Annotated in this window: 25 protein-coding genes; 12 read left to right on the top strand and 13 right to left on the bottom strand. The window is 62.0% G+C overall.

Going from position 1 to position 20,561, the window contains the following annotated elements; translation table 11 throughout:
* Positions 1 to 12: 12 nt before the first annotated feature.
* The 3 genes from apbC to RCH10_RS08090 all read right to left on the bottom strand — a co-directional run bounded on the left by apbC (position 13) and on the right by RCH10_RS08090 (position 2,885).
* Entirely contained in the window at positions 13 to 1,104 is a 1,092-nt protein-coding gene (gene apbC, locus RCH10_RS08100; RefSeq protein ID WP_409051973.1) for an iron-sulfur cluster carrier protein ApbC, read from the bottom strand.
* Positions 1,105 to 1,182: 78 nt separating this feature from the next.
* Complete coding sequence (locus RCH10_RS08095) at positions 1,183 to 1,842, bottom strand: YceH family protein (protein ID WP_409051972.1); 660 nt, start codon at positions 1,840 to 1,842, stop codon at positions 1,183 to 1,185.
* Positions 1,843 to 1,847: 5 nt separating this feature from the next.
* Positions 1,848 to 2,885, bottom strand: coding sequence for an isocitrate/isopropylmalate dehydrogenase family protein (locus tag RCH10_RS08090; RefSeq protein WP_409051971.1), 1,038 nt, complete (start codon positions 2,883 to 2,885; stop codon positions 1,848 to 1,850).
* A gap of 103 nt (positions 2,886 to 2,988) precedes the next feature.
* On the opposite strand from RCH10_RS08090, the gene metG reads away from it, so the two are divergent.
* Complete coding sequence (gene metG, locus RCH10_RS08085) at positions 2,989 to 5,103, top strand: methionine--tRNA ligase (protein WP_409051970.1); 2,115 nt, start codon at positions 2,989 to 2,991, stop codon at positions 5,101 to 5,103.
* Positions 5,104 to 5,113: 10 nt separating this feature from the next.
* Entirely contained in the window at positions 5,114 to 5,326 is a 213-nt protein-coding gene (locus tag RCH10_RS08080; protein WP_409051969.1) for a hypothetical protein, read from the top strand.
* A gap of 29 nt (positions 5,327 to 5,355) precedes the next feature.
* On the opposite strand, the gene RCH10_RS08075 is transcribed toward RCH10_RS08080, so the two are convergent.
* The gene (locus tag RCH10_RS08075) at positions 5,356 to 5,868 is read right to left on the bottom strand and encodes an outer membrane protein assembly factor BamE (RefSeq protein ID WP_409051968.1); all 513 of its coding nucleotides are present in this window, start codon (positions 5,866 to 5,868) and stop codon (positions 5,356 to 5,358) included.
* Positions 5,869 to 5,908: 40 nt separating this feature from the next.
* Here RCH10_RS08075 and RCH10_RS08070 point away from each other — a divergent pair, with 40 nt between their 5' ends.
* Both RCH10_RS08070 and RCH10_RS08065 read left to right on the top strand, forming a co-directional pair.
* Positions 5,909 to 6,115, top strand: coding sequence for a DUF3460 family protein (locus RCH10_RS08070; protein WP_323495482.1), 207 nt, complete (start codon positions 5,909 to 5,911; stop codon positions 6,113 to 6,115).
* A gap of 6 nt (positions 6,116 to 6,121) precedes the next feature.
* Positions 6,122 to 6,988 (top strand): segregation and condensation protein A, encoded by an 867-nt coding sequence (locus tag RCH10_RS08065; protein WP_409051967.1) that lies wholly within the window; start codon positions 6,122 to 6,124, stop codon positions 6,986 to 6,988.
* A 158-nt stretch (positions 6,989 to 7,146) separates the two neighbouring features.
* On the opposite strand, the gene RCH10_RS08060 is transcribed toward RCH10_RS08065, so the two are convergent.
* From RCH10_RS08060 to RCH10_RS08045, 4 genes are all read right to left on the bottom strand, one after another.
* A complete protein-coding gene (locus RCH10_RS08060; RefSeq protein ID WP_409051966.1) occupies positions 7,147 to 8,169 on the bottom strand; it encodes an NAD(P)H-dependent glycerol-3-phosphate dehydrogenase in 1,023 nt (340 codons plus the stop codon).
* Positions 8,170 to 8,223: 54 nt separating this feature from the next.
* Entirely contained in the window at positions 8,224 to 8,682 is a 459-nt protein-coding gene (gene secB / locus RCH10_RS08055; protein WP_323495486.1) for a protein-export chaperone SecB, read from the bottom strand.
* Positions 8,683 to 8,783: 101 nt separating this feature from the next.
* Entirely contained in the window at positions 8,784 to 9,059 is a 276-nt protein-coding gene (grxC, locus tag RCH10_RS08050; RefSeq protein WP_409051965.1) for a glutaredoxin 3, read from the bottom strand.
* 47 nt (positions 9,060 to 9,106) lie between these two features.
* Positions 9,107 to 9,514 (bottom strand): rhodanese-like domain-containing protein, encoded by a 408-nt coding sequence (locus tag RCH10_RS08045; protein WP_409051964.1) that lies wholly within the window; start codon positions 9,512 to 9,514, stop codon positions 9,107 to 9,109.
* A gap of 70 nt (positions 9,515 to 9,584) precedes the next feature.
* On the opposite strand from RCH10_RS08045, the gene gpmA reads away from it, so the two are divergent.
* From gpmA to RCH10_RS08030, 3 genes are all read left to right on the top strand, one after another.
* Positions 9,585 to 10,328 carry a 2,3-diphosphoglycerate-dependent phosphoglycerate mutase gene (gpmA, locus tag RCH10_RS08040; RefSeq protein ID WP_187054624.1) on the top strand — a complete coding sequence of 248 codons (744 nt, stop codon included), beginning with the start codon at positions 9,585 to 9,587 and terminating at the stop codon, positions 10,326 to 10,328.
* A 130-nt stretch (positions 10,329 to 10,458) separates the two neighbouring features.
* Complete coding sequence (locus tag RCH10_RS08035; protein WP_409051963.1) at positions 10,459 to 11,895, top strand: S41 family peptidase; 1,437 nt, start codon at positions 10,459 to 10,461, stop codon at positions 11,893 to 11,895.
* A gap of 30 nt (positions 11,896 to 11,925) precedes the next feature.
* Positions 11,926 to 12,726 carry a HesA/MoeB/ThiF family protein gene (locus RCH10_RS08030; protein WP_409051962.1) on the top strand — a complete coding sequence of 267 codons (801 nt, stop codon included), beginning with the start codon at positions 11,926 to 11,928 and terminating at the stop codon, positions 12,724 to 12,726.
* 49 nt (positions 12,727 to 12,775) lie between these two features.
* Here RCH10_RS08030 and RCH10_RS08025 read toward each other — a convergent pair whose 3' ends face one another.
* Positions 12,776 to 14,821 carry an AsmA family protein gene (locus RCH10_RS08025; protein WP_409051961.1) on the bottom strand — a complete coding sequence of 682 codons (2,046 nt, stop codon included), beginning with the start codon at positions 14,819 to 14,821 and terminating at the stop codon, positions 12,776 to 12,778.
* Between the two features lie 112 nt (positions 14,822 to 14,933).
* A complete protein-coding gene (locus RCH10_RS08020; protein WP_187054620.1) occupies positions 14,934 to 15,566 on the bottom strand; it encodes a response regulator transcription factor in 633 nt (210 codons plus the stop codon).
* Positions 15,567 to 15,669: 103 nt separating this feature from the next.
* Here RCH10_RS08020 and RCH10_RS08015 point away from each other — a divergent pair, with 103 nt between their 5' ends.
* The 5 genes from RCH10_RS08015 to RCH10_RS07995 all read left to right on the top strand — a co-directional run bounded on the left by RCH10_RS08015 (position 15,670) and on the right by RCH10_RS07995 (position 18,713).
* On the top strand, positions 15,670 to 17,022 hold the full coding sequence (locus RCH10_RS08015) for a CHASE3 domain-containing protein (protein ID WP_409051960.1): 1,353 nt from the start codon (positions 15,670 to 15,672) through the stop codon (positions 17,020 to 17,022).
* Positions 17,023 to 17,142: 120 nt separating this feature from the next.
* Positions 17,143 to 17,307, top strand: a complete 165-nt coding sequence (locus RCH10_RS08010) for a DUF1328 domain-containing protein (RefSeq protein ID WP_323495492.1) — start codon at positions 17,143 to 17,145, stop codon at positions 17,305 to 17,307.
* A 114-nt stretch (positions 17,308 to 17,421) separates the two neighbouring features.
* Positions 17,422 to 17,799, top strand: a complete 378-nt coding sequence (locus RCH10_RS08005; protein WP_187054618.1) for a hypothetical protein — start codon at positions 17,422 to 17,424, stop codon at positions 17,797 to 17,799.
* A 37-nt stretch (positions 17,800 to 17,836) separates the two neighbouring features.
* Positions 17,837 to 18,217, top strand: a complete 381-nt coding sequence (locus RCH10_RS08000) for a hypothetical protein (protein WP_409051959.1) — start codon at positions 17,837 to 17,839, stop codon at positions 18,215 to 18,217.
* Positions 18,207 to 18,713, top strand: coding sequence for a hypothetical protein (locus RCH10_RS07995; RefSeq protein WP_409051958.1), 507 nt, complete (start codon positions 18,207 to 18,209; stop codon positions 18,711 to 18,713). Before RCH10_RS08000 ends, RCH10_RS07995 begins: the two co-directional genes overlap by 11 nt.
* A 99-nt stretch (positions 18,714 to 18,812) precedes the next feature.
* Here RCH10_RS07995 and RCH10_RS07990 read toward each other — a convergent pair whose 3' ends face one another.
* The 3 genes from RCH10_RS07990 to RCH10_RS07980 form a co-directional block, all read right to left on the bottom strand.
* Entirely contained in the window at positions 18,813 to 19,271 is a 459-nt protein-coding gene (locus RCH10_RS07990) for a BON domain-containing protein (RefSeq protein ID WP_409051957.1), read from the bottom strand.
* Between the two features lie 102 nt (positions 19,272 to 19,373).
* Entirely contained in the window at positions 19,374 to 19,571 is a 198-nt protein-coding gene (locus tag RCH10_RS07985; RefSeq protein ID WP_323495497.1) for a CsbD family protein, read from the bottom strand.
* 127 nt (positions 19,572 to 19,698) lie between these two features.
* Positions 19,699 to 20,523 carry a DUF429 domain-containing protein gene (locus tag RCH10_RS07980; protein WP_409051956.1) on the bottom strand — a complete coding sequence of 275 codons (825 nt, stop codon included), beginning with the start codon at positions 20,521 to 20,523 and terminating at the stop codon, positions 19,699 to 19,701.
* Positions 20,524 to 20,561 lie beyond the last annotated feature (38 nt).

Raw genomic sequence — 20,561 nt, 5'->3', positions numbered from 1 at the left:
CGCCCTGAGTCTTCAGGTGTTTTTGCTGATCGAGATGGTCGGGAACTTGGCCGAAAAGTCCTTCGCCTTTTCCGCGATGCCGACTGCGACCTGGCGCGCCACCGCCTTATAGAGCCCCGCCACTTCGCCATCGGGATCGGCCACCACCGTCGGCTTGCCGCTGTCGGCCTGCAGGCGAATATTGATATCGAGCGGCAGCGCGCCCAGGTACGCCATGTCGTACTGCGCCGCCATCTTCTTGCCGCCGTCGGCGCCGAAGATGTGCTCCACCTGGCCACAGTTGGAGCAGACGTGCACTGCCATGTTCTCGACGATGCCGAGGATCGGCACGCCGACCTTCTCGAACATCTTGATGCCCTTGCGCGCATCGAGCAGTGCGATGTCCTGCGGCGTGGTGACAATCACAGCGCCGGTCATCGGTACGCGCTGGCTGAGCGTCAGCTGGATGTCACCGGTGCCGGGCGGCATGTCGACGATCAGGTAGTCGAGGTCTTTCCAGTTGGTCTGGCGCAGGAGCTGGTCGAGCGCCTGCGTCGCCATCGGGCCGCGCCAGATCATGGCCTGGTCCTGGTCGACCAGAAAACCGATCGACATCACCTGCACGCCGTAGTTGCGCATCGGCTCCATCGTCTTGCCGTCGATGCTGGGAGGCTTGCCTTCGATGCCCATCATCATCGGCTGGCTCGGGCCATAGATGTCGGCATCGAGCAGGCCGACCGAAGCGCCTTCGGCGGCCAGCGCCAATGCCAGATTGGTGGCGGTGGTGCTCTTGCCGACACCGCCCTTGCCCGACGCAACCGCAATGATGTTCTTGACATTGGGCATCAGCTGGACGCCACGCTGCACCGCATGGCTCACCACGTTCAGGGTGATGTTGACCGACACGTTGTCGATGCCCGGCAATGATTTGGCCGCCGCGACGAGCGCTTTGCGCAGCGCCGGGTATTGGCTTTTGGCCGGGTAGCCGAGTTCGAGGTCGAAAGAAACGTCGCCGTCCGCGATCTGCACGTTCTTCAGCGATTTGCTGTCGACGAAAGATTTGCCGGTATTGGGATCGACGACCGGCTTGAGCGCGGCGATCAGCGCCTCTTGGGTAACTGCCATGGATAACTCCTGATTGGCGGGTAGTCTAGTGCGCACCCCCGTCTTCAGTGGCTGCTCCGGTCATTCCTTAGGCCGGGATCAGGTCATCCCGAGCTCGGAACAAATGCGGGCGACGAGCGCTTTCAGATCGGCGACTTCGGCTTCGAGCCGCGCCACGTTGGCCTTGAGCGCAGCGACTTCGCCCAGCGACACATCGCCGCTCGCAGTCGACTCGGGCCGTGCTGCATCTTCCGCCGGCGTGCCGCTGAGCAGCTGTGCCCATCGACTTTCGCGCGCACCGGGCAAGCGTGCCAGCTTCATCACCAACGCGCCCGCGGGTCGCGCCGCCAGCTCGTCCAGGAAGCCCTCGACTGACGAGATATCGGCAAAATTGTGCATGCGGTCGCAAGCGATGCGCAACTCGCCTGGCGTCTGCGGGCCACGCAGCATCAGCACGGTCAACAAGATGATCGACTGCGACGGCACCTGCAGCACACGGTCGGCATTGTGCGCATACCGAAAGCTCCGGCCGCCGCTGGTTTCGCTCACCAGGCTGTAGCCCTTCAGGCTGTCGATGGCGCCCTGCACTTCGGTATCGGTCGACTCGATCACCGGGTTGCGACTGGTCTTCTGGTTGCAGCCCGACACCAGCACGTTGAGCGTGAGCGGATAGCTGTCGGGCACGGTGCGCTGCTTTTCGGCGAGCACGCCGAGCACGCGGGTTTCGAGCAGCGACAGCGTTGGCAGAGGTTGCGCCATGCGCTTCAGCCTCCGTTGATGCGGGCGACCAGCGCCTTGGTGAAGGCCGCCGTGTTCGCGGTGCCGCCGAGGTCGCCGGTCCGCACCTTGTCGATGTTGAGCGTCTGGTCGATCGCGCTTCGCAGCCGCGTCGCCAGCTGGGGCAGCTTGCAGTGGTCGAGCATCAAGGCCGAGGCCAGCAGCAGCGCAATCGGGTTGGCGATGCCCTTGCCGGCGATGTCGGGCGCAGAGCCATGCACCGCTTCGAAGATGGCCGCATCCGCACCGATGTTGGCCCCCGGCGCCATGCCCAGTCCACCGACCAAACCAGCCACCAAGTCGGACAGGATGTCTCCGAAAAGATTGGTGGTTACCAGCATGTCGAACTGCCACGGGTTGAGCACCAGTTTCATCGCGCAGGCGTCCACGATGATGGTGTCGAGCTCGAACTTCCCCTTGTATTGCGCGTCTTCGTACATCTGCAGGCCGGTCTCGAGGAACAGCCCGGTCAGCACCTTCATGATGTTGGCCTTGTGCACCAGCGTCACCTTCTTGCGGCCGGTGGCGATGGCGGTGTCGAAGGCGTATTTGAGGATGTGGCGACAGCCTTGCCGCGTGTTGATGCCGGTGGCCATGCCGACCGCGTGCGGATCGTCGTCGATGCGCACATAGTGCTCGTGGCCGATGTAGAGACCCTCGAGGTTTTCGCGCACCACCAACAAGTCGATCTTGTCGAAGCGCCCGCCCGGAATGACGGTGCGCGCCGGGCGCAGGTTGGCATAGAGCTGGAACTCTTCGCGCAGACGCACGTTCGACGAGCGGTAGCCGCCGCCCGACGGTGTTTCGAGTGGGCCTTTCAGTGCGAGGCGCGTACGCCGGATGCTGTCCAGCGTGGCGGCCGGCAGCGGGTCGCCGGCCAGCTGGACGCCGCCGAGGCCTGCGACCTGGCTGTCCCATTCGAACGGGGTTTGCAGCGCATCGAGTGCGGCCAGCGTGGCGTCGACGATTTCGGGGCCGATGCCGTCGCCGGGGATGAGGGTTGCAGGGATGGTGATGGACGTCATGAAGCCTCTCGACAGTTCAGGGAAATGGGGGCGCCCGAGCGGGCACGCTGCCAGGCAGCATACGCCGCCTAAAATGCCTGTCTCCCTCTGAAAGCGTCTCTCGATGTCCCCGCGCAAGCTCTTCGTTACCACTGCCCTGCCCTACGCCAACGGCAAGTTCCACATCGGCCACATCATGGAATACATCCAGGCCGACATCTGGGTGCGGTTTCAGCGCATGCAGGGCGCGGAGGTCAATTTCGTTTGTGCCGACGACGCGCACGGAGCCGCCATCACCATCGCGGCCGACAAAGCCGGCATCACGCCGCAGGCCTTCGTGGCCGAGATCGCGGCCGGCCGGAAGCCCTACCTCGACGGCTTTCATATTGCCTTTGACAACTGGAGCACGACCGATTCACCGGAGAACCACCAGCTCGCACAGGAGATCTACCGCGACCTGCGCGACAAGGCAGGCTTGGTGACCGTGAAGACGGTCGAGCAGTTCTACGACGCGGCCAAGGGTATGTTCTTGGCCGATCGATTCATCAAGGGCGAATGCCCGGTGTGCCACTCGAAAGACCAGTACGGCGACAACTGCGAAGTGTGCGGTGCGGTGTACGCGCCGACCGAGCTGATCGACCCGTATTCGGCACTGTCCGGCGTGAAGCCCGAGCTGCGCAGTTCCGAGCACTTTTTCTTCAAGCTGTCGGACCCGCGTTGCGAGGCGTATCTGAAGAACTGGACCACCGCGCCCGGCCACGTGCAGACCGAGGTGCAGAACAAGATTCGCGAGTGGCTCTACAAGGACGAAGACGGTAACGGTGGTTTGGGCGACTGGGACATCAGCCGGGACGCGCCGTACTTCGGCATTGAAATCCCGGACGCGCCCGGTAAGTATTTCTACGTCTGGATGGATGCGCCGGTCGGCTACCTCGCGTCGCTAAAGAACTTGTTGGACAAGCGCTGTATCGAGCTCGGTGGCGATGGCATCTCGTACACCGAGTACATGGCCGACCCCGATTTGGAGCAGGTGCACTTCATCGGCAAGGACATCATCACCTTCCACACGCTGTTCTGGCCCGCCATGCTGCACTTCAGCGGCCGCAAGACGCCCGACGCGATCTATGTGCACGGCCACTTGACGGTCAGCGGCGAGAAGATGAGCAAGAGCCGCGGCACCGGCATCGACCCGCTCAAGTATTTGTCGGTCGGCCTCAATCCGGAATGGCTGCGCTACTACCTGGCGGCCAAACTCAACGGCCGCAACGAAGACCTGGACTTCAACCCCGAGGACTTCGTGGCGCGGGTCAATAGTGACCTGGTCGGCAAGTACATCAACATCGCGAGCCGCGCGGCGGGATTCATCGGCAAGCGCTTCGTGGGCAAGCTGGGCGAGGCGTCAGGTGATGGCGCCGAACTGCTCGCGGCGCTGCGTGCTGGCGCGGCGGATATCGCCAAGCTGTACGACGATCGCGACTTCGCGCGCGCCCTGCGCGACACGATGGCGTTGGCCGACCGCGTCAATGCTTACGTCGATGCCAACAAGCCTTGGGAGCTGGCCAAAAAAGAAGGAATGGAAGCGCGGCTGCACGACGTATGCACCGTGTGCATCGAGGCTTTCCGTTTGCTCACGCTCTACCTGAAGCCGGTGCTACCGGCACTGGCGTTGAACGTCGAGGCGTTTCTCGCCATCGAGCCGTTGACTTGGGTCGATGCTATCCATCCCCTTGCTGCGGGACACGTGATCGGCGACTACAAGCACCTGATGCAGCGCGTCGATGCCAAGGTGCTCGACGTATTGTTCGAGCCCAACGAAGCGGCCGTGCCCGTGACCGATCCGAAGACCGAAGTAGAAACCGTGGTGGCCGACTTCGCGCCGGGCGGCGAAGCCATCGCTTCGACCATCACGATCGACGATTTCACCAAAATCGATTTGCGCATTGCAAAGATCGTTGCATGCGAAAAAGTCGAAGGGTCGACCAAGCTGCTGCGGCTCACGCTCGATGCGGGCGAGGGCAAGATGCGCAACGTGTTCAGCGGCATCGCCTCAGCCTACCAACCCGCACAACTGGTCGGCAAGCTGACCGTGCTGGTCGCCAACTTGGCGCCTCGCAAGATGAAGTTCGGCATCAGCGAAGGCATGGTGCTCGCCGCGAGTCATGCGGACGAAAAAGCCAATCCAGGAATCCACGTGCTGGAACCTTGGCCGGGTGCGGTGCCGGGGATGCGGGTGCGATGAAATGATGCGCTTGCGGCTCGCACTCACCATGTCGGCGTTGGCACTCGTGTTCCCCGGCTGTGCGCTGCTGTCGGGCTGCGCGGTGGTGTCGGTCGCGAGCACCGTGGTCAGCGTGGGGGCCGGGGTCGTCGGATTGGGGGCAGATGCGGTCATCGGCACCGCGCGCATCACCGGCAAGGCGGTCGGTGCTGCAGCCGATGCGGTGATTCCCGGCAAGGACTGAGCGCCGCGCGGGCGGCACTTGCGCATCGATCAGGGCGCCTCGGTCCCCTTGTCTGGAGAAGAGCCGCTGCGCACCACGCGTTGATCGTCGTTCAGCACCGCAGTGAACACCATCGGCGAATTCGGCGGCTGCACCCAGCGCCATTCCCATTCGGTCTCGCGCTTTAGCGCATAGGGCGTGACCTTGGCCGGCTTGCCGAGCAGCTTGCGGAGCACTTCCATCGGCATGCCGGCCTGCACTTTGGCAAAGTTCTCGGGTGTCAGCACCTGTCGCAGAGCGGTCATTTTGCCGTCGGGTCCGATGGTGATCATGTAGTTCTTTTGGCCTTGCGGCTGGCGGTTGTATTCGAACACCCGACTGCCAGGCGATCCGGGCGCATCCCAGACGTTCTCGGGTTGCCCGAACCTGGCGCGCACGTCCGCCTCGGTCGCAACGCCCTCTTCCAGCTCGCGGATGGCCTGGTTGTCGCAACCCGCCAGCATGGTCAGCAGTGCCACAAGGCAGACGGCCGCCCACCCGTGAATCCAGTTTCGTCCGCGCATCGCTTCCCCCGTAAAATTGGCCTAACCGAGGTTCCAGTCTATGTCCTTCTTTCGCCGCCCCCACTACACGTCCGAGATCACCAGCTTCATCGAGGAAATGAAGGAAAAGAAGCCGACCCTGGAGGCTGAGCAACGCGCCGGGCGGGCCTTGCTGTGGGACAAGCACCTCGACCGCGGCCTCCTTGACGAGTACGGTGAAGCGCGGGTGCCGATGCAGCCCTACGTCTACCAGACGATCGTCAAGTAAGCCTCGATGCGCAGAGACGCGCGGAGCGGCGACAGCGACGGCGACGAGGTCGTTGCGCTTATGCCCGAGGTGGTCGATCAGGTCGCGTTGGCCCGCCTGTATGGCGAGCCGCTGTTCGCAATGCCGAAAGACCTGTACATCCCGCCCGAGGCGCTGCAGGTTTTTCTCGAAGCTTTCGAAGGGCCGCTCGATCTGCTGCTCTACCTCATCCGCAAGCAGAACTTCAACATCCTCGACATCCCGATGGCGGGGTTGACGCGGCAGTACCTCACCTACGTCGACGAAATTCGCCACACCAACCTCGAACTGGCCGCCGAGTACTTGCTGATGGCAGCGATGCTGATCGAGATCAAGTCGCGCATGCTGCTGCCGCCCAAGAAGACGGCCGATGGCGAAGAAGCCGAAGACCCCCGGGCCGAACTGGTGCGCCGGCTGCGCGAGTATGAGCAGACCAAACTGCATGCCGCTGCCCTCAGCGCAGCGCCGCAACACGGCCGCGATTTCTGGAAAGGGCAGGTTTATATCGAGCAGTCGCTCAAGCCGCGGTTTCCCGATGTGGACGCGGTCGATCTGCGCGACGCCTGGGCCGACATCCTGAAGCGCGCGAAGCTCGTGCAGCACCACCACATTTCGCGTGAAGAGCTGAGCGTGCGCGAGCACATGAGCATCGTGCTGCGGCACTTGCAGGGGCGCCAGTTCGTCGAGTTCGAAAAACTCTTCGACGTGACGCGCGGCACGCCGGTGCTGATCGTCACCTTCATCGCGATGCTCGAGCTTGCGAAAGAAACGTTGATCGACATCACGCAGGCCGAGGCATTCGCCCCGATCTATGTGAGGCTGGCATACACGCCCGCCCCAGCGACGCACGCTTAAGACACGCCACCCGACGAACGGGGCTGGGTTCGATACGAAGCGGTAGCACCGACCCGCAGCGCCCGTCTTCTCGAGCGCATCGAGTCGTAACGCGCACTACGCATTTCCTTCAAGTCGGCTGGTCCCAACGTGACCCTCAGGCGCCTTTTGAGCCCCTCTCAGCTGCCTTCAGCCGATGCCTCGCGACCCATCAAGGCGGCGACTACCGCGGCCGTGCTCTGTGATCCGTTGAGTAAGGCCACGACGCCTTCTGCGATCGGCATGTCGATGCCAAGATAGCGCGCGCGCTGCACCACAGTGCGCGCGCAGTACACACCTTCGGCCACGTGACCCAGCGACGCGACCGACTGTTCGAGCGAACGACCTTCTGCCAGCAGCAGTCCGATCTTGCGATTGCGCGACAGGTCGCCAGTGGCGGTCAAAACGAGATCGCCAAGCCCTGATAGGCCCATGAAGGTTTCAGGTCGCGCACCGAGCGCCACGCCGAAGCGCGTCATCTCGGCCAGGCCGCGGGTGATCAACGCTGCACGCGCGTTGAGTCCGAGCGCCAGGCCATCGCACAAACCGGTCGCGATCGCCAGCACGTTCTTGACGGCGCCGCCCACCTCGACGCCAACGATGTCGTCGTTTGCATAGACGCGGAGGCTGGGACCGTGGAAAGCTTCTACGAGCGCCGTGCGTACGGTTGCATGACGGCTTGCGGCAACCAAGGCAGTGGGATTCGACTGCGCTACTTCCTGCGCGAAGCTGGGCCCGCTGAGTACGCCGGCCAGCAGTTCTGGCGCGACCTGCGCCTGGACTTCATGAGCGAGCAAGCCAAAAAAAGGCTTGTCGCCAAGCTCGCAGCCCGAAGCCACCAACGCCGACTCAACGCCCTTGCAGAGCCATACAACCGGCACCGCAGTGCCACGGAGGCTTACGAGCTGGCTTCGCAACGCCGCCATCGGCGTCGCGACGATGACCAGTTCGGCATCGGAAACAAGATGGCCTTGCCCAATCGCGCGGACCGACATACCTGCGGGAAAGTGAATGCCCCGAAGGTAGCGCACGTTCTCTCGCGCGGCTGACATGCGGTCGGCCTGTCCAGCATCGCGTGCCCACAAGACGACTTCGTGCCGCGCCGCCGCATTGACCGCCAACGCAGTGCCCCAGGCGCCGGCGCCGATCACGCTGATCTTCATCGCTTCAACGGCATGGGAGCTCCAGGCCCAGCGAGTTACCGAAGCCCGAAACGCTTATTGCGTCGTGATCGCCGACGGCTGACCGGCGGCCTGCGCCTGCTGCTGCTCGTACATCGCCTGGAAGTTGATCTCGGCCAGGTGCACCGGCGGGAAGCCGCCGCGCTGGATCACGTCGGCGACGTTGCCGCGCAGGTACGGGTAGACGATTTGCGGGCAAGCGATGCCTAGGATCGGACCCATCTGGTCTTCGGGCAGGTTACGGATCTCGAAGATGCCGGCTTGCTTGGCTTCGACCAGAAACACGGTCTTGTCCTGGATCTTGGTCTGCACGGTGGCCGACACGGTGATCTCGTAGATGCCTTCGGTCACCGGCTGGGCGTCGACGCCGAGCTGGATGTCGACGGTCGGCTGCTCTTGCTCCAGCAGGATGCCGGGCGAGTTCGGCTGCTCGAGCGACAGGTCCTTGAGGTAGACGCGTTGAATCTGGAACACGGGATCGAGGGTGTCTGCCATGGCTAACTTTCGAGGATCAAAACAACGCCCGCCGGAGAGATATTTCCGCAGCGGGCTGATGGAGGGTAGCCGGAGATTATCGCCGCGCCAAACTCAGGGAATCAGGCGGACGCGCTCTGCGTACCTTGAAGCAAGGGCACCAGGCCGCCGCGGCTGTCGAGTGCCATCAGCTCGTCGCAACCACCGACGTGCGTGTCGCCGATGAAGATTTGCGGCACGGTGCGGCGCTGTGTCACTTCCATCATCGTGGCGCGTGCGGCCGGGTCGCTGTCGATGCGGATCTCTTCGATCTGCTCGACGCCCTTGGCTTTCAAAATCTGCTTGGCGCGAATGCAGTAGGGGCAAACGGCGGTGGTGTACATCTTTACGGGTTGCATGGTCATCCAGTTCTGGGGCCGTGGGAGGCATGTCAGTGGCGAGGCGCTCAGGCCTTTTCCAGGGGCAGGTTAGCGTCTTTCCAGCCCTTTAGACCGCCGCCCACCACTTGGGCCTGCTCGTAACCCAGTTTCTTGGCGATGGCCAGCGCGCGGCCGGCGCGGGAACCCGTCGCGCACATCAGCAAGACCGGCAGCGACTTGTTCTTGACCGTGTTCGACAACTTGGCCTCCAACTGGTCAAACGGCACGTTGCGCGAGTTGGTCACGTGGCCAGCCGCGTACTCATCGGGCTCGCGCACATCGACGACCACTGCGCGCTCGCGGTTGATGAGTTGCACGGCGCCCTGCGCTGTGAGCGAGCCGCCTGCGCCGCCGCGAATCAGCGGCCATGCGAGCATCGCGCCCGAACTGAGCGCAATCAGGATGAGTACCCAATTGTCGATGATGAATTTCACGGTAGTCCTTGAATGGCAAACCGCCGATTTTAGAATGGCATGTTTCGTAAGCGTCGCCAAAGGCCCCCAAATGCACAAGCTGGTACTGATTCGCCATGGCGAATCGACCTGGAATCTCGAAAACCGCTTCACCGGCTGGACCGACGTCGACCTGACGCCGACCGGTGTCGACCAGGCCAAGCAGGCCGGGCGCCTGCTCAAGGCCGAAGGCTATGAGTTCGACGTGGCCTACACCAGCGTGCTGAAGCGCGCCACGCGCACCCTCTGGCACACGCTGGACGAGCTCGACCGCACCTGGCTGCCGGTGGTGCATTCATGGCGTCTCAACGAGCGCCACTACGGCGGCCTGCAAGGGTTGAACAAGGCCGAGACGGCCAAGAAATACGGTGACGAGCAGGTGCTTGTCTGGCGCCGCAGCTACGACACACCGCCGCCGCCGCTGGAGCCGACCGACCCACGCAGCGAACGCGGCGACGTGCGCTACGCCAAGCTGGCGGCAGAGCAGATTCCGTTGACCGAATGCCTGAAGGACACGGTGGCGCGCGTTTTGCCGTTCTGGAACGAGTCGATGGCACCGGCCATCCGCTCCGGTCGGCGCCTCGTCGTCGCAGCGCACGGCAACTCGATCCGAGCGTTGGTCAAGTACCTAGATGGCATTTCCGATTCGGATATCGTCGGTCTCAATATTCCGAACGGCATTCCGCTCGTCTATGAACTCGACGACGATTTAAAACCGCTGCGACACTACTACCTCGGCGATGCAGACGCGGCAGCCAAAGCTGCGGCCGCTGTTGCATCGCAAGGCAAGGGCTGAAGCCACCGTTGACGCAGGAGCGCATGCCGCTTGTCGATACGGTGACTGTTTGTGCCAAGGCTGGGGAACCCCGGCAGGCAAATTGCTTCCAAGCTGTGTATATTGGTTTGAGCCACAAGGACACTCTCAAATGGGCCAGAAACTGAAGATCACCGGCTGGATCGCCGCCGGCGCCGTTGCTGGCGTGTTGACCACCGTCTCTTTGCAGACGGTCGCACGGGGCTCTCTCGCCCCGTTGCCACTCGAAGAACTGCAACAACTCGCGGCCGTTTTCGGCATGGTGAAAAGCGATTACGTCGAGCCGATCGACGAAAAAAAGCTCATCTCCGATGCAATTTCCGGCATGGTCGCCGGGCTCGACCCGCACTCGCAGTACTTCGACAAGAAGTCCTTCAAGGAATTTCGCGAAGGCACGACCGGCCGCTTCGTCGGCGTCGGCATCGAGATTTCGCAGGAAGACGGGCTCATCAAAGTCGTATCTCCGATCGAGGGCTCACCGGCCTTCCGCGCGGGCCTCAAGCCGAACGATCTGATCACCAAGATCGACGACACAGCGGTGCGCGGCCTGAGCCTCAACGACTCGGTCAAACGCATGCGGGGCGAGTCGGGCACCAAGGTGCTGCTCACCATCTTTCGCAAGGACGAGAACCGCACTTTTCCCGTGACCATCACGCGCGAAGAAATCCGCACGCAGTCGGTTCGCGGCAAGGTCATGGAACCCGGCTACGCATGGATTCGCTTGTCGCAGTTCCAGGAACGCACTGTCGACGACTTCGTGAAGAAGGTCGAAGAAATCTACAAGCAGGAGCCCAACCTGAAAGGCTTGGTGCTCGATCTGCGCAACGATCCGGGCGGCTTGCTGGATGCGGCCGTCGCCATCTCTGCTGCCTTCTTGCCGGAGAACGTGACTGTGGTGACCACCGACGGTCAACTGGCTGAAAGCAAGTCGGTCTACAAGGCGTCTCCCGAGTTCTATCAGCGCCGTGCCGGCAGCGATCCGTTGAAGGGCCTGCCCGCAGGCCTCAAGACCGTGCCACTGGTGGTGCTGGTCAATGAAGGCTCTGCGTCCGCCAGCGAGATCGTGGCTGGCGCGCTGCAAGACCATAAGCGCGGTACCGTCATGGGCAGCCAGACCTTCGGCAAGGGCTCGGTGCAGACCGTGCGTCCGCTGGGTCCCGACACCGGCTTGAAGATCACGACGGCGCGTTACTACACGCCGAGTGGCACCTCGATCCAGGCCAAGGGCATCGTGCCAAACGTGCTGGTCGACGAGAGCGCCGAGGGGAGCCCGTTCGCCGCGCTGCGTATGCGCGAAGCCGATCTCGAAAAGCATCTTTCCAGCGGTCAGGGCGCGGAGGTCAAAGATCCGGAACGCGAAAAGGCCCGCGATGACGCGCGCAAGCGCCTCGAAGAGGAAGCCAAGAAGCCGCCGCAAGATCGCAAGGTGCCTGAGTTCGGCACCGACAAGGACTTCGCTCTGGTGCAGGCGCTGGCCAAGCTCAAAGGCAACCCGGTGGTAGTGAGCAATACGCAGGTCGAGCGCAAGGAAGAGAAGAAAGAAAATTGAGCGATTGAACTGAGCGAGTCTGTTTTTCCCATGGACGACGATGAGGCAAACAGCGGGGGAAACACCAGGGGTAACAGCGAGGATGACCTAGCTTTGCTTCGGTATTCCCGGCACCTGCTGCTAGAAGAACTCGATATCGACGGCCAAGCGCGACTCACTGCAGCCCGTGTATTGGTTGTCGGTGTCGGCGGACTTGGTTCCCCTGTCTCGCTTTACCTCGCCGCGGCGGGGGTTGGCCACATCACCCTGATCGATGATGACACGGTGGATCTCACCAACTTGCAGCGTCAGATCGCGCACACCACCGCGCGCGTCGGACAGCGCAAGGTCGACTCCGCTGCAGCAGCGATGCGTGCGATCAACCCAGATATCAAGATCGAAACGATCGGCGAGCGGGCGGACGTTGGCCTGCTGGACCGGCTGGTCGCTGCATCGAATCTCATCGTCGATTGCTCAGACAATTTCACCACCCGCCATGCCGTCAATTGCGCCTGCGTCATGCATCTCCGGCCGCTCGTGGCCGGTGCAGCCATTCGATTCGACGGACAGCTCGGCGTATATGACCTCCGCAACGATCAGTCGCCCTGCTATGCCTGCGTGTTCCCGCCAGATGCCGAGGTCGAAGAAACGCAGTGCAGCGTGCTGGGCGTCTTCGCCCCCGTCGTCGGCACAATCGGGACCTTGCAGGCGCACGAGGCATTGAAGCTACTGGCAGGCATAGGCACTTCGCTGGCGGGCCGGCTGCTGATGTTCGATGGCTTGGCGACGACTTTCGACCAAGTGAAGGTGGCGCGCGATCCGAATTGCCCCGTCTGCGCGAGCCGTGGATAGATAGACGGCTGTCGTCGCGCTACCGATGCATCGGTGCTCGGCTACCTGTTTACGGAACAGCGGTCTTGGCAGTCTTTGCCTTGGCGGCGCCGCTGGCGGCAGCACCCGCACCCGGCTTTTGCGCATCCGCCAGCACGCCCTGGCAATCGGCATCCTGACCTGGTCCGGTTTCGATCGTGGCGGCGAGCGCGAGCAACGGGTTGATCGCGCCCAGCGCCAGGGCCACCAAGCCGCGACCCGCGAGTGGCGCCACTTCGATAAATGGCTTGGGTGAGCCGAACGTACCCTTGATCGTCAACGGCGTACGCAATGACAGGATGCTCATGTCTTTGGGCTGAGGCTTGATCACAAAGTCCAGAGACTCGTTGGCAAAGCTCGCGTTGCCCGTCGCGTTAAAGACGGTGTCATCGGTGTCGAAGACGATGGTGCGTGTACTCATCAAGCCCTTGTCGACGTTGAGTGCGACTGCGCCACATCGCAGCGTCACATTGTGGTCTCCACGCAGCAAGAACTTGATGATCTCGCCACCGTCCAGTCCCAGAAATTCGAGTAGCAGATTGCTGAACTGGCCCTTGCCAGTGATGGCTGCGATATCGCCCGACGAGGTCGCAAGCCACGATGCGACCGAGTTGCCCTGACCCGACAGATTCACTCGCCCATCGAGTTTGCCGAAGCTGGTCTTCAAGGTTTCGACCTTCGGGATCAACCGGTTGAGTTGCATACCCCGCACATCGAGCGACGCGCGGATGTCGGCAGGATTCTTTGCCGCGTCGATGCGAATGGCACCGCCGATCTTGCCGCTGGCCACGCCGAGGTCGAGCGGATCGAGGGTCAGCACGCCATCGGCCAACTTCACCTTCACGCTGCCCCGATCCAACGGCACCTGGCGCACGTTGGTGATGCGATCAGCCACATAGGAGACGTCGGCGTTCATGGCGCGCAGTCGCTCGAAGTCGAGCGTCGCGGTCGGCAGCACGCGGGTACCCGGATCGCGTTGGGCCTTCTTGACTTGCGAAATCGTGGGCGGAGGCGCGACGCCTTCGACCGCGTTGGCAGACCGTTCTGTCGGCGGTAGGCCGATCAACGGGCCGAGATCGTCCATGTCCATGACGCGCGAGCGCAAGGTGCCCGAAAGATAGGGCAGCTTTTGTCCCTGGTCGAATTTCATATCGCCGCCGATGTCGGACAAGCCCAGCTTGCCTTTCATGGCAGCCACGCTCCAGACCTTGCCGTTCTTGCGAAGCTCGCCGCCGAGTGCGTAAGGCGAGGTTTGCGGCAATGCGATGCCGAGCAACGGAAACAGGTCTCCGAGGTTCTGGCCCTTGATGTCGAACTTGGCGTCGATACCTTCCAGCGTGGACAACTCGGCAGCCGTGCCGTTCACGCTCAGTGTGGTGTGACCTGCGGTCGCCTTGATCTCCAGCGGAAACGGCGGCGCGCCGGCGGCGTTCAATTGCAAGACGTTGCCGGTCCGGCCGACTGCGGTCAACGGCTGCTTTTGGTAGGTGCCCTTGACCTTGTAGTCGAGTGGCATTTCGCCGCGGCTGGTGTCGAAATTGAATTCGACATGCAAGTCGACACCGAGGTGTTTGGCGAGAAAGTCAACTGCGCCGCCATCGACCTGGAGCAGTCCGATCGTCGGCGTGGTGCTGGTGTCCGAGGTGTCTTTGCCGAGCGCCCAAGTACGTCTTCCGTCCTGCTCCATCTGTAACCCGAGGACGGGTGAGGTCAGCGACAAACGGGGGATCATCACCTTCTTGGCGAGCAGCGGCCAAAGCCGGATATCGAACTCGGCTCGGTCCGCCTTCACCAGGTAAGGATCGCGCGCCCAGGAGGGGTTGGCGAATTCGATTCCGTCGAACTTTACTGTCGCGCCACGAAGGCCGATCCCCACATCGAGGTGCCTCGTGATCTCGAACTTGCGGCCGGTTTTTTCGCTGACGTACCGGTTGATCGGTCCGCGAAGCACATCCCACGGAAAGAATACGACAACCAGAACGAGTATGAGGAGCAGCGCGACGACCACTGCCAGCACTTTGAGCGCGAGCGGGCGCTGCGTCGGGCGAGAAGACGGGCTCGTAGCGCTTGCATTCATCCGTCGAGATTACCGGGCTGTTGGCCGGAAGAAGGTCGGTGCCGGGCCGCACAAGGCGTGCGGCATTGCCTACGCCCTGCACGCGCTGGCGTGCAGGGTGTAGCGGGCCGGATCAGTCGATCAACTTGTTCTTCAATGCGTAGTAGGTCAGATCGCTGTTCGACGACAGGTTCATCTTTTCCATCAAGCGCGTGCGGTAGGTACTGACAGTCTTGACCGACAGCGACAATGTCTTGGCAATGTCGCCGGCGGTTTCGCCCTTGGCCAGTTTCAGGAAGACCTGGAATTCGCGCTCCGACAATTGCTCATGCGGCGCTGCGTCGTCCTTCCGGTCGAGCTGACGCGCCAGCAGTTCGGCCACGGCCGGCGTGATGTAGCGGCGGCCCATCGAGACGGTACGGATCGCGTTCACGATTTCGATCGGATCGCATTCCTTGTTGAGGTAACCGCTCGCGCCTTGGCGAATCAGGTTCATTGCGTAGTGCTCTTCAGGGTATCCGCTCAGAATCAGGATTCCGACGTCGGGCGCCTTGGCGCGAATCATTGCAAGAGCGTCGATTCCGCTTTGACCCGGCATGGACAAGTCCATCACGAGAACATCGAGTTCCGTGGTGCGCACCAGTTCGATGGCCTCTCGACCGCTCGCCGCTTCGCCTGCTACGCGCAAGTCGACATGTTCGGAGAAAAACTGGCGCAGGCCCGAGCGCACGATGGCGTGGTCGTCCACAATCCCGATCTTGATCATCTGTTACTTTCTACGTTGCATCGCAGGTCGATGCACTGCTGACTGTCCGGTCCCTGATCCACAGATTATTCCCGAAATTGAACACGGAGCATCCTGAGAGTTCATGCGTTGGTTAGCGTTCCCGAAGATGGCCCTCGGCCTGACCCTGGCCACACTGGCCGCCCTTGCGCTGGTCGGCATCAATGAAGTCGGCTTTCGTCAATCGAACCGCGCGCTGGCAGAAATCGGCGCCGCGCAGCAGGTGCGCCTCGTGCTAAACGGGCTGATGCAGACCATCCTGGATGCAGAAACGGGCCAGCGGGGCTATCTGCTGACCGGAGAAGAACGCTATCGGGAGCCCTACGACGTCTCGGCCAAACAGATCGACGGGCAGCTCGCTATGCTCGGCACGCTCTACGCCGACCATCCCGCCGAACTCGCACGCCTGACGTTGCTGGCAAACCACGTAGCGCGCAAGCAAGCGGAAATGGACATGAGCGTACGTCTGCGAAAGTCAGGCGCTGAAGACGCATGGAAGTTCGTGATGACGACAGACGTTGGCCGCGAAGAGATGAACGCCATCCGCACACAGGCCGACCAGTTGGTGGCCGTCAGCAACGAAGCGCTGTTCAAGGGGCAGGCACAGATCGCCGAAGCCCTGAAGCTGGCACGCATCGGCATCGCGGTCGTCGCACTTGCGGCCCTGGTCGCCTTCTACCTGTACTTGCGGCAGAGTCATGCACTCCAGTCGGCCGGCAAGCGCCAGCAAGAAGCCTTGCAGCGAGAGCGCAACGTGCTGGAAGATGAAGTGCGCGACCGCACGGCCATGCTCGCCGAGTTAGCAACCCACCTGCAGGACGTACGTGAGAACGAGCGGGGCTATCTCGCCCGCGAGCTGCACGATGAACTCGGCTCGCTGCTGACCGCAGCCAAGCTGGACGTGGCGCGGCTGAAGTCGAAGCTGGCGGATTCGGCCGACGCGGCGCAGCGACTGCAGCACCTGACCGACCTGCTCAACAGCGGCATCGCGCTCAAGCGCCGCATCATCGAAGACTTGCGGCCATCATCGCTGTCGAACCTGGGTCTCATTGCATCGTTGGAGATTCTGGGTCGCGAATTTGCCGACCGCTCAGGCATCCGAGTCGAGATGGCGCTGGAGCCAGTGGTGCTGGACGAGGGGCTTCAGCTCACCATCTATCGCATGGTCCAGGAGAGCCTGACCAACATCGGCAAGTACGCGGAGGCCAACGAGGCGACGATCGTTCTGAAAAACTACGAAAACCATGTGATTGCCGAAGTTCGAGACAACGGCAAGGGCTTCGATCCGCGCAAGATACGCCCGGCAACGCACGGACTCGCCGGCATGCGTCATCGCGTGGAAGCAGCACACGGCAAGCTGAGCATCACGTCGACGGATGGACAAGGGACTCTGGTGAGTGCCATGCTGCCCGCGACCAAAGCTCCTTCACCGGATTGACCGATTCGTCACTCTCCTACGCCCTGCGACCGCCGCTGCTGACAGGGGTTTTGAGTAGCGCCACTTATTGTGTAAAGCATCCGTTCAGCAGGTGGACGGAGGTATTCCAAGGAGCCCGTCATGCTGCACTACACAGTTGTCTTTCTGGTCATCGCGCTGATTGCCGCGGTGTTTGGCTTTGGTGGCATCGCTGCCGGCGCCGTTGGCATCGCCAAGATACTCTTCTTTATCTTCGCGGTGCTTACCCTGATCAGCTTCTTCATCGGCCGCTCTCGCAAAGGGTGAACGCCTGAAAGGTTTCGATTCACCGCCGGAGTTCGGATCCTTACGGAAAAGGCCTCTGTTCGAAGATTACCTCCGTCCGCTACGCTGTCACACTCACTGAAAGGAAATTCGACAATGAATACCACCGCTTCCAAGACCGCATCGCAACTGGCCGACGATGCACGCCAAACGGCCAACGACGCCATCGACAGTACCCGTGCCTACGCACAAAATGCAGTGAATGCTGCGGGTGAAAAAGTACGTGACATGAAGCGCGACTTCGAACCCAGTGTCGAACAGTTGGCGGCACGTGTTCAGCAAGCCGTTCAGCGCGGTCTCGACGCGGCATCGAGCACCAGCGCACGTGCGCAACGCAATATCGAAAAGGCCGCCGATGTCACCGGTCGGTACATCTCCGACCAGCCGGTTCGTTCGGTGCTTGTCGCAGCAGCGGCCGGTGCGGCCATCACCGCATTGATCGTGCTCGCAAGCCGCCGTCGGGACGACTACTAGTCTCTGAAGCCCCGCTTGCTCTCGCCCAACGCACGACATGCTTCATCCAATTTTTTCAACGGTTCTCGGGCACCCGGAACTGGTCGCCGACCACATCGCCAATTACGCCGCTCTTCTGAAAGAAGAAACTGCGGCTGCAGGGCGCGGAGTCTTTCAACGGATCATCGCCAGCGTGCTGGCCATCGTCAGCGCCCTGCTGGCGCTTGGCCTGATCGGCATTGCTGTCATGCTCGGCGTGCTGCATGGTTCGTTCAATTGGGTGCTGGTGATTGTTCCGGGAGTTGCAGTGTTCGCGGCGGCTATATCTGCCTACCTGGCGGCGCGGCCTTCTGCGTTGCACCCGTTCGACGACTTCCGCGAGCAACTCGGTGCAGACATGAGTGCTCTTCACGCAGCTGGAGAGCGCCGTGGCCGCTAGTGCGCCCTCTTCGTCATCTTTCGCGTTGACCGCGCAAGAGCGCCTTGCACTGTCTCGCAGAGCGCTGGTCCACCAGCTGCAAGGCGGACGACCGGAGCCTTCGGTAAGCGAGAGCGTTGGGGACGGCGACGGCAACACCAACTATGACAATGAAGCGTACGTCGGTAAAGGCGATCGCCCAGGGCTGCTCGATCGCTTCGCATGGACTTCGATGGCCAAGCGTGTTGGCCAACGCTGGTGGCGCCGCCATCCCGCCAATACCGTGGGACAGCTTGCCCAGCCACTGCTGGAGCATTACGCGCGTCAGCAACCCTTCAAGCTGGTCGCAATTGCCACTGCAGCCGGTGCAGTGCTGGTGTTGGCCAAGCCTTGGCGGCTGCTCTCGGTGACTGCGGTCATTGCGGCTGTCATGAAGACATCCGACATTGCCGATGTCGTGAATACATTGATGCAAAACCGCGTTCCGGAAGAAGCATCTAAATCCGCGAACGGGTGATTGCAGGCGCAGTTCATTCCTGCGCCAGACATGTTGCACACAAGAATTAAAAAGCCCGGGTGACCGGGCTTTTTAATTCTTGCCCGAAGTCGACACACTTCAGGCTCGGACTTCCAGCTGGTTCCTGACAGAAGTCACCCCGTGTACGTTCTTGGCGATGTCTTCGGCGCGTGACTTGGCCTCAGCGTTAGGCGCCGGGCCTTTGAGGTTGACCACGCCGGCAGTGGTAGTGACGCTTATCTTGATCGCGCTCAGGTCAGGGTCTTTCGCAAGGCCGGCAGAAACAGCGGCGGTGATCGCCGCATCGTCGACCTTGGCGGAGATTGCAATTCCCGCATCCTTGATATCAGCCTTGAGCTTGGGGTCCGCTATCATTTCCTTGGTCTTCGCCGCCGCCGTTTCTGCCGCCTGCTCGGTCTTGGCAATGCCCGCGTCGACCTTCTCGCCTACTGTTCGGTTGTTGCCGCTGTCACAGGCCGAAAGCGCTGCCGCCCCTGCGATCGCGATAACGACAAACGCGGCCATTTGCCGCGGAAAGGTGCGAATCGTTTCGTTCATAGAGAGGCTCCTGCCGATTGCGACGCTTGGTCCATCGCGTGTATTTGCACGCAAATGCTCGCAAGTTGGCGGGCACCTGCGCACGGCGCGGTTCCGTCGAAGTCAGAGCTTGTCAGCACCCGACTTGATGGCGTCTTTTGTCTTTTCCTTGACATCGCCGTACGTGCTTTGCACCTTACCGGAAGCTTGGTCGCCCAAGCCTTCGCCTTGGAGCTTTTCGTTGCCCACGACCTTGCCAGCGACTTCCTTGACCTTGCCCTTGGCTTGATCCAGACGACCTTCAACTTGATCCTTGTTCATGACGTTTTCCTTCCAAATAAGTGGATGAACACGTGGCTCAGAAATAAGAACCACTGACGCAAATCTAGTTGCGCAGAGTGTTTGCCGGTGGGGTCGCAGGTCGCATACCGACGTAGGACAACGAAGCTCACGCCGTAAGGATCCACCCTTCAAGCGGATCGATGCCAGAGGGCAAACCGAACCCGACCGGTGGCTCGTTTTTTCGCACCAGCGCCCACGCTGCTTGCACCAGACACAGTGCGGCATCGATGCGGTCGCCACGCGCATCGGCAAGGAGCAGGGCACGCTGCGTGTCGCTCAATTTAAGCGCGAGGCCGAGCCGCGTTGCTCCCTGCTCCAAAGCAGACAGCAAGTCGGCGCGTGCGACAGCACGTTCGGGCGTCTGCTTTTTGACATCGTCGCTCTTGTAGCTACGGCGCCCGATCAGTTCACGCGCCAGCATGCCGGGATATGCCTCCAACGCGATGCGCCGGGACTCGTCGCTTCTAGCCTCCAAGCCCGGGAATGCAGCGCCCGCAGCGATGAGTCGCGGAACGCCCGCGTGCAGCATGAAAGCCACTGGCGGATTGACCCACTTCATCGATGGACTCGAACCCGCCGGACCATCGGTAGCGCGGTGCGCGAACTTGCCGCCCACCGGGCGCGCTGCGCAGAACGCAGAGAACGCGAGCCGAATGTCTGCACGGGTCAGCGCAGCATAGTGCGCCATCAAGGCCGCCCACTCAACGGGCCAGCCGAGTTGCTCGACCAGTTCGCGCGGCAGCCCGAACGGCAGATCGAATCCTCCGGTCCATTCAGGCGTCGCATGGAGCCAATTGGCCCATTGATCGAGCGAAGCGAAATGTTCGAAGCGGCCGAGGACGACATGGCTACCGTCCAGAATGCCGATCGCGACGACGATCGGCTTGCGCGAGGTTGGCGCGCTAGAAAAGTCGCAGCCTAAGAGAAGCATGACGACGAGCCTGCGATCGAATGCGCCAGAGCAGAAGC

This window comes from Variovorax sp. GrIS 2.14, from assembly GCF_046115955.1.
Classification (GTDB): domain Bacteria; phylum Pseudomonadota; class Gammaproteobacteria; order Burkholderiales; family Burkholderiaceae_C; genus Variovorax.
Note: the sequence above shows the minus strand (reverse complement) of the source record. Positions and strands in the feature narration are given on the sequence as shown.

Bases quoted from the DNA above. Each gene is read 5' to 3' on its own strand.
- apbC (WP_409051973.1), bottom strand. From the start codon at position 1,104: ATGGCAGTTACCCAAGAGGCGCTGATCGCCGCGCTCAAGCCGGTCGTC.
- RCH10_RS08095 (WP_409051972.1), bottom strand. From the start codon at position 1,842: ATGGCGCAACCTCTGCCAACGCTGTCGCTGCTCGAAACCCGCGTGCTC.
- RCH10_RS08090 (WP_409051971.1), bottom strand. From the start codon at position 2,885: ATGACGTCCATCACCATCCCTGCAACCCTCATCCCCGGCGACGGCATC.
- metG (WP_409051970.1), top strand. From the start codon at position 2,989: ATGTCCCCGCGCAAGCTCTTCGTTACCACTGCCCTGCCCTACGCCAAC.
- RCH10_RS08075 (WP_409051968.1), bottom strand. From the start codon at position 5,868: ATGCGCGGACGAAACTGGATTCACGGGTGGGCGGCCGTCTGCCTTGTG.
- RCH10_RS08070 (WP_323495482.1), top strand. From the start codon at position 5,909: ATGTCCTTCTTTCGCCGCCCCCACTACACGTCCGAGATCACCAGCTTC.
- RCH10_RS08065 (WP_409051967.1), top strand. From the start codon at position 6,122: ATGCGCAGAGACGCGCGGAGCGGCGACAGCGACGGCGACGAGGTCGTT.
- RCH10_RS08060 (WP_409051966.1), bottom strand. From the start codon at position 8,169: ATGAAGATCAGCGTGATCGGCGCCGGCGCCTGGGGCACTGCGTTGGCG.
- secB (WP_323495486.1), bottom strand. From the start codon at position 8,682: ATGGCAGACACCCTCGATCCCGTGTTCCAGATTCAACGCGTCTACCTC.
- grxC (WP_409051965.1), bottom strand. From the start codon at position 9,059: ATGCAACCCGTAAAGATGTACACCACCGCCGTTTGCCCCTACTGCATT.
- gpmA (WP_187054624.1), top strand. From the start codon at position 9,585: ATGCACAAGCTGGTACTGATTCGCCATGGCGAATCGACCTGGAATCTC.
- RCH10_RS08035 (WP_409051963.1), top strand. From the start codon at position 10,459: ATGGGCCAGAAACTGAAGATCACCGGCTGGATCGCCGCCGGCGCCGTT.
- RCH10_RS08030 (WP_409051962.1), top strand. From the start codon at position 11,926: ATGGACGACGATGAGGCAAACAGCGGGGGAAACACCAGGGGTAACAGC.
- RCH10_RS08025 (WP_409051961.1), bottom strand. From the start codon at position 14,821: ATGAATGCAAGCGCTACGAGCCCGTCTTCTCGCCCGACGCAGCGCCCG.
- RCH10_RS08020 (WP_187054620.1), bottom strand. From the start codon at position 15,566: ATGATCAAGATCGGGATTGTGGACGACCACGCCATCGTGCGCTCGGGC.
- RCH10_RS08015 (WP_409051960.1), top strand. From the start codon at position 15,670: ATGCGTTGGTTAGCGTTCCCGAAGATGGCCCTCGGCCTGACCCTGGCC.
- RCH10_RS08010 (WP_323495492.1), top strand. From the start codon at position 17,143: ATGCTGCACTACACAGTTGTCTTTCTGGTCATCGCGCTGATTGCCGCG.
- RCH10_RS08005 (WP_187054618.1), top strand. From the start codon at position 17,422: ATGAATACCACCGCTTCCAAGACCGCATCGCAACTGGCCGACGATGCA.
- RCH10_RS08000 (WP_409051959.1), top strand. From the start codon at position 17,837: ATGCTTCATCCAATTTTTTCAACGGTTCTCGGGCACCCGGAACTGGTC.
- RCH10_RS07990 (WP_409051957.1), bottom strand. From the start codon at position 19,271: ATGAACGAAACGATTCGCACCTTTCCGCGGCAAATGGCCGCGTTTGTC.
- RCH10_RS07985 (WP_323495497.1), bottom strand. From the start codon at position 19,571: ATGAACAAGGATCAAGTTGAAGGTCGTCTGGATCAAGCCAAGGGCAAG.
- RCH10_RS07980 (WP_409051956.1), bottom strand. From the start codon at position 20,523: ATGCTTCTCTTAGGCTGCGACTTTTCTAGCGCGCCAACCTCGCGCAAG.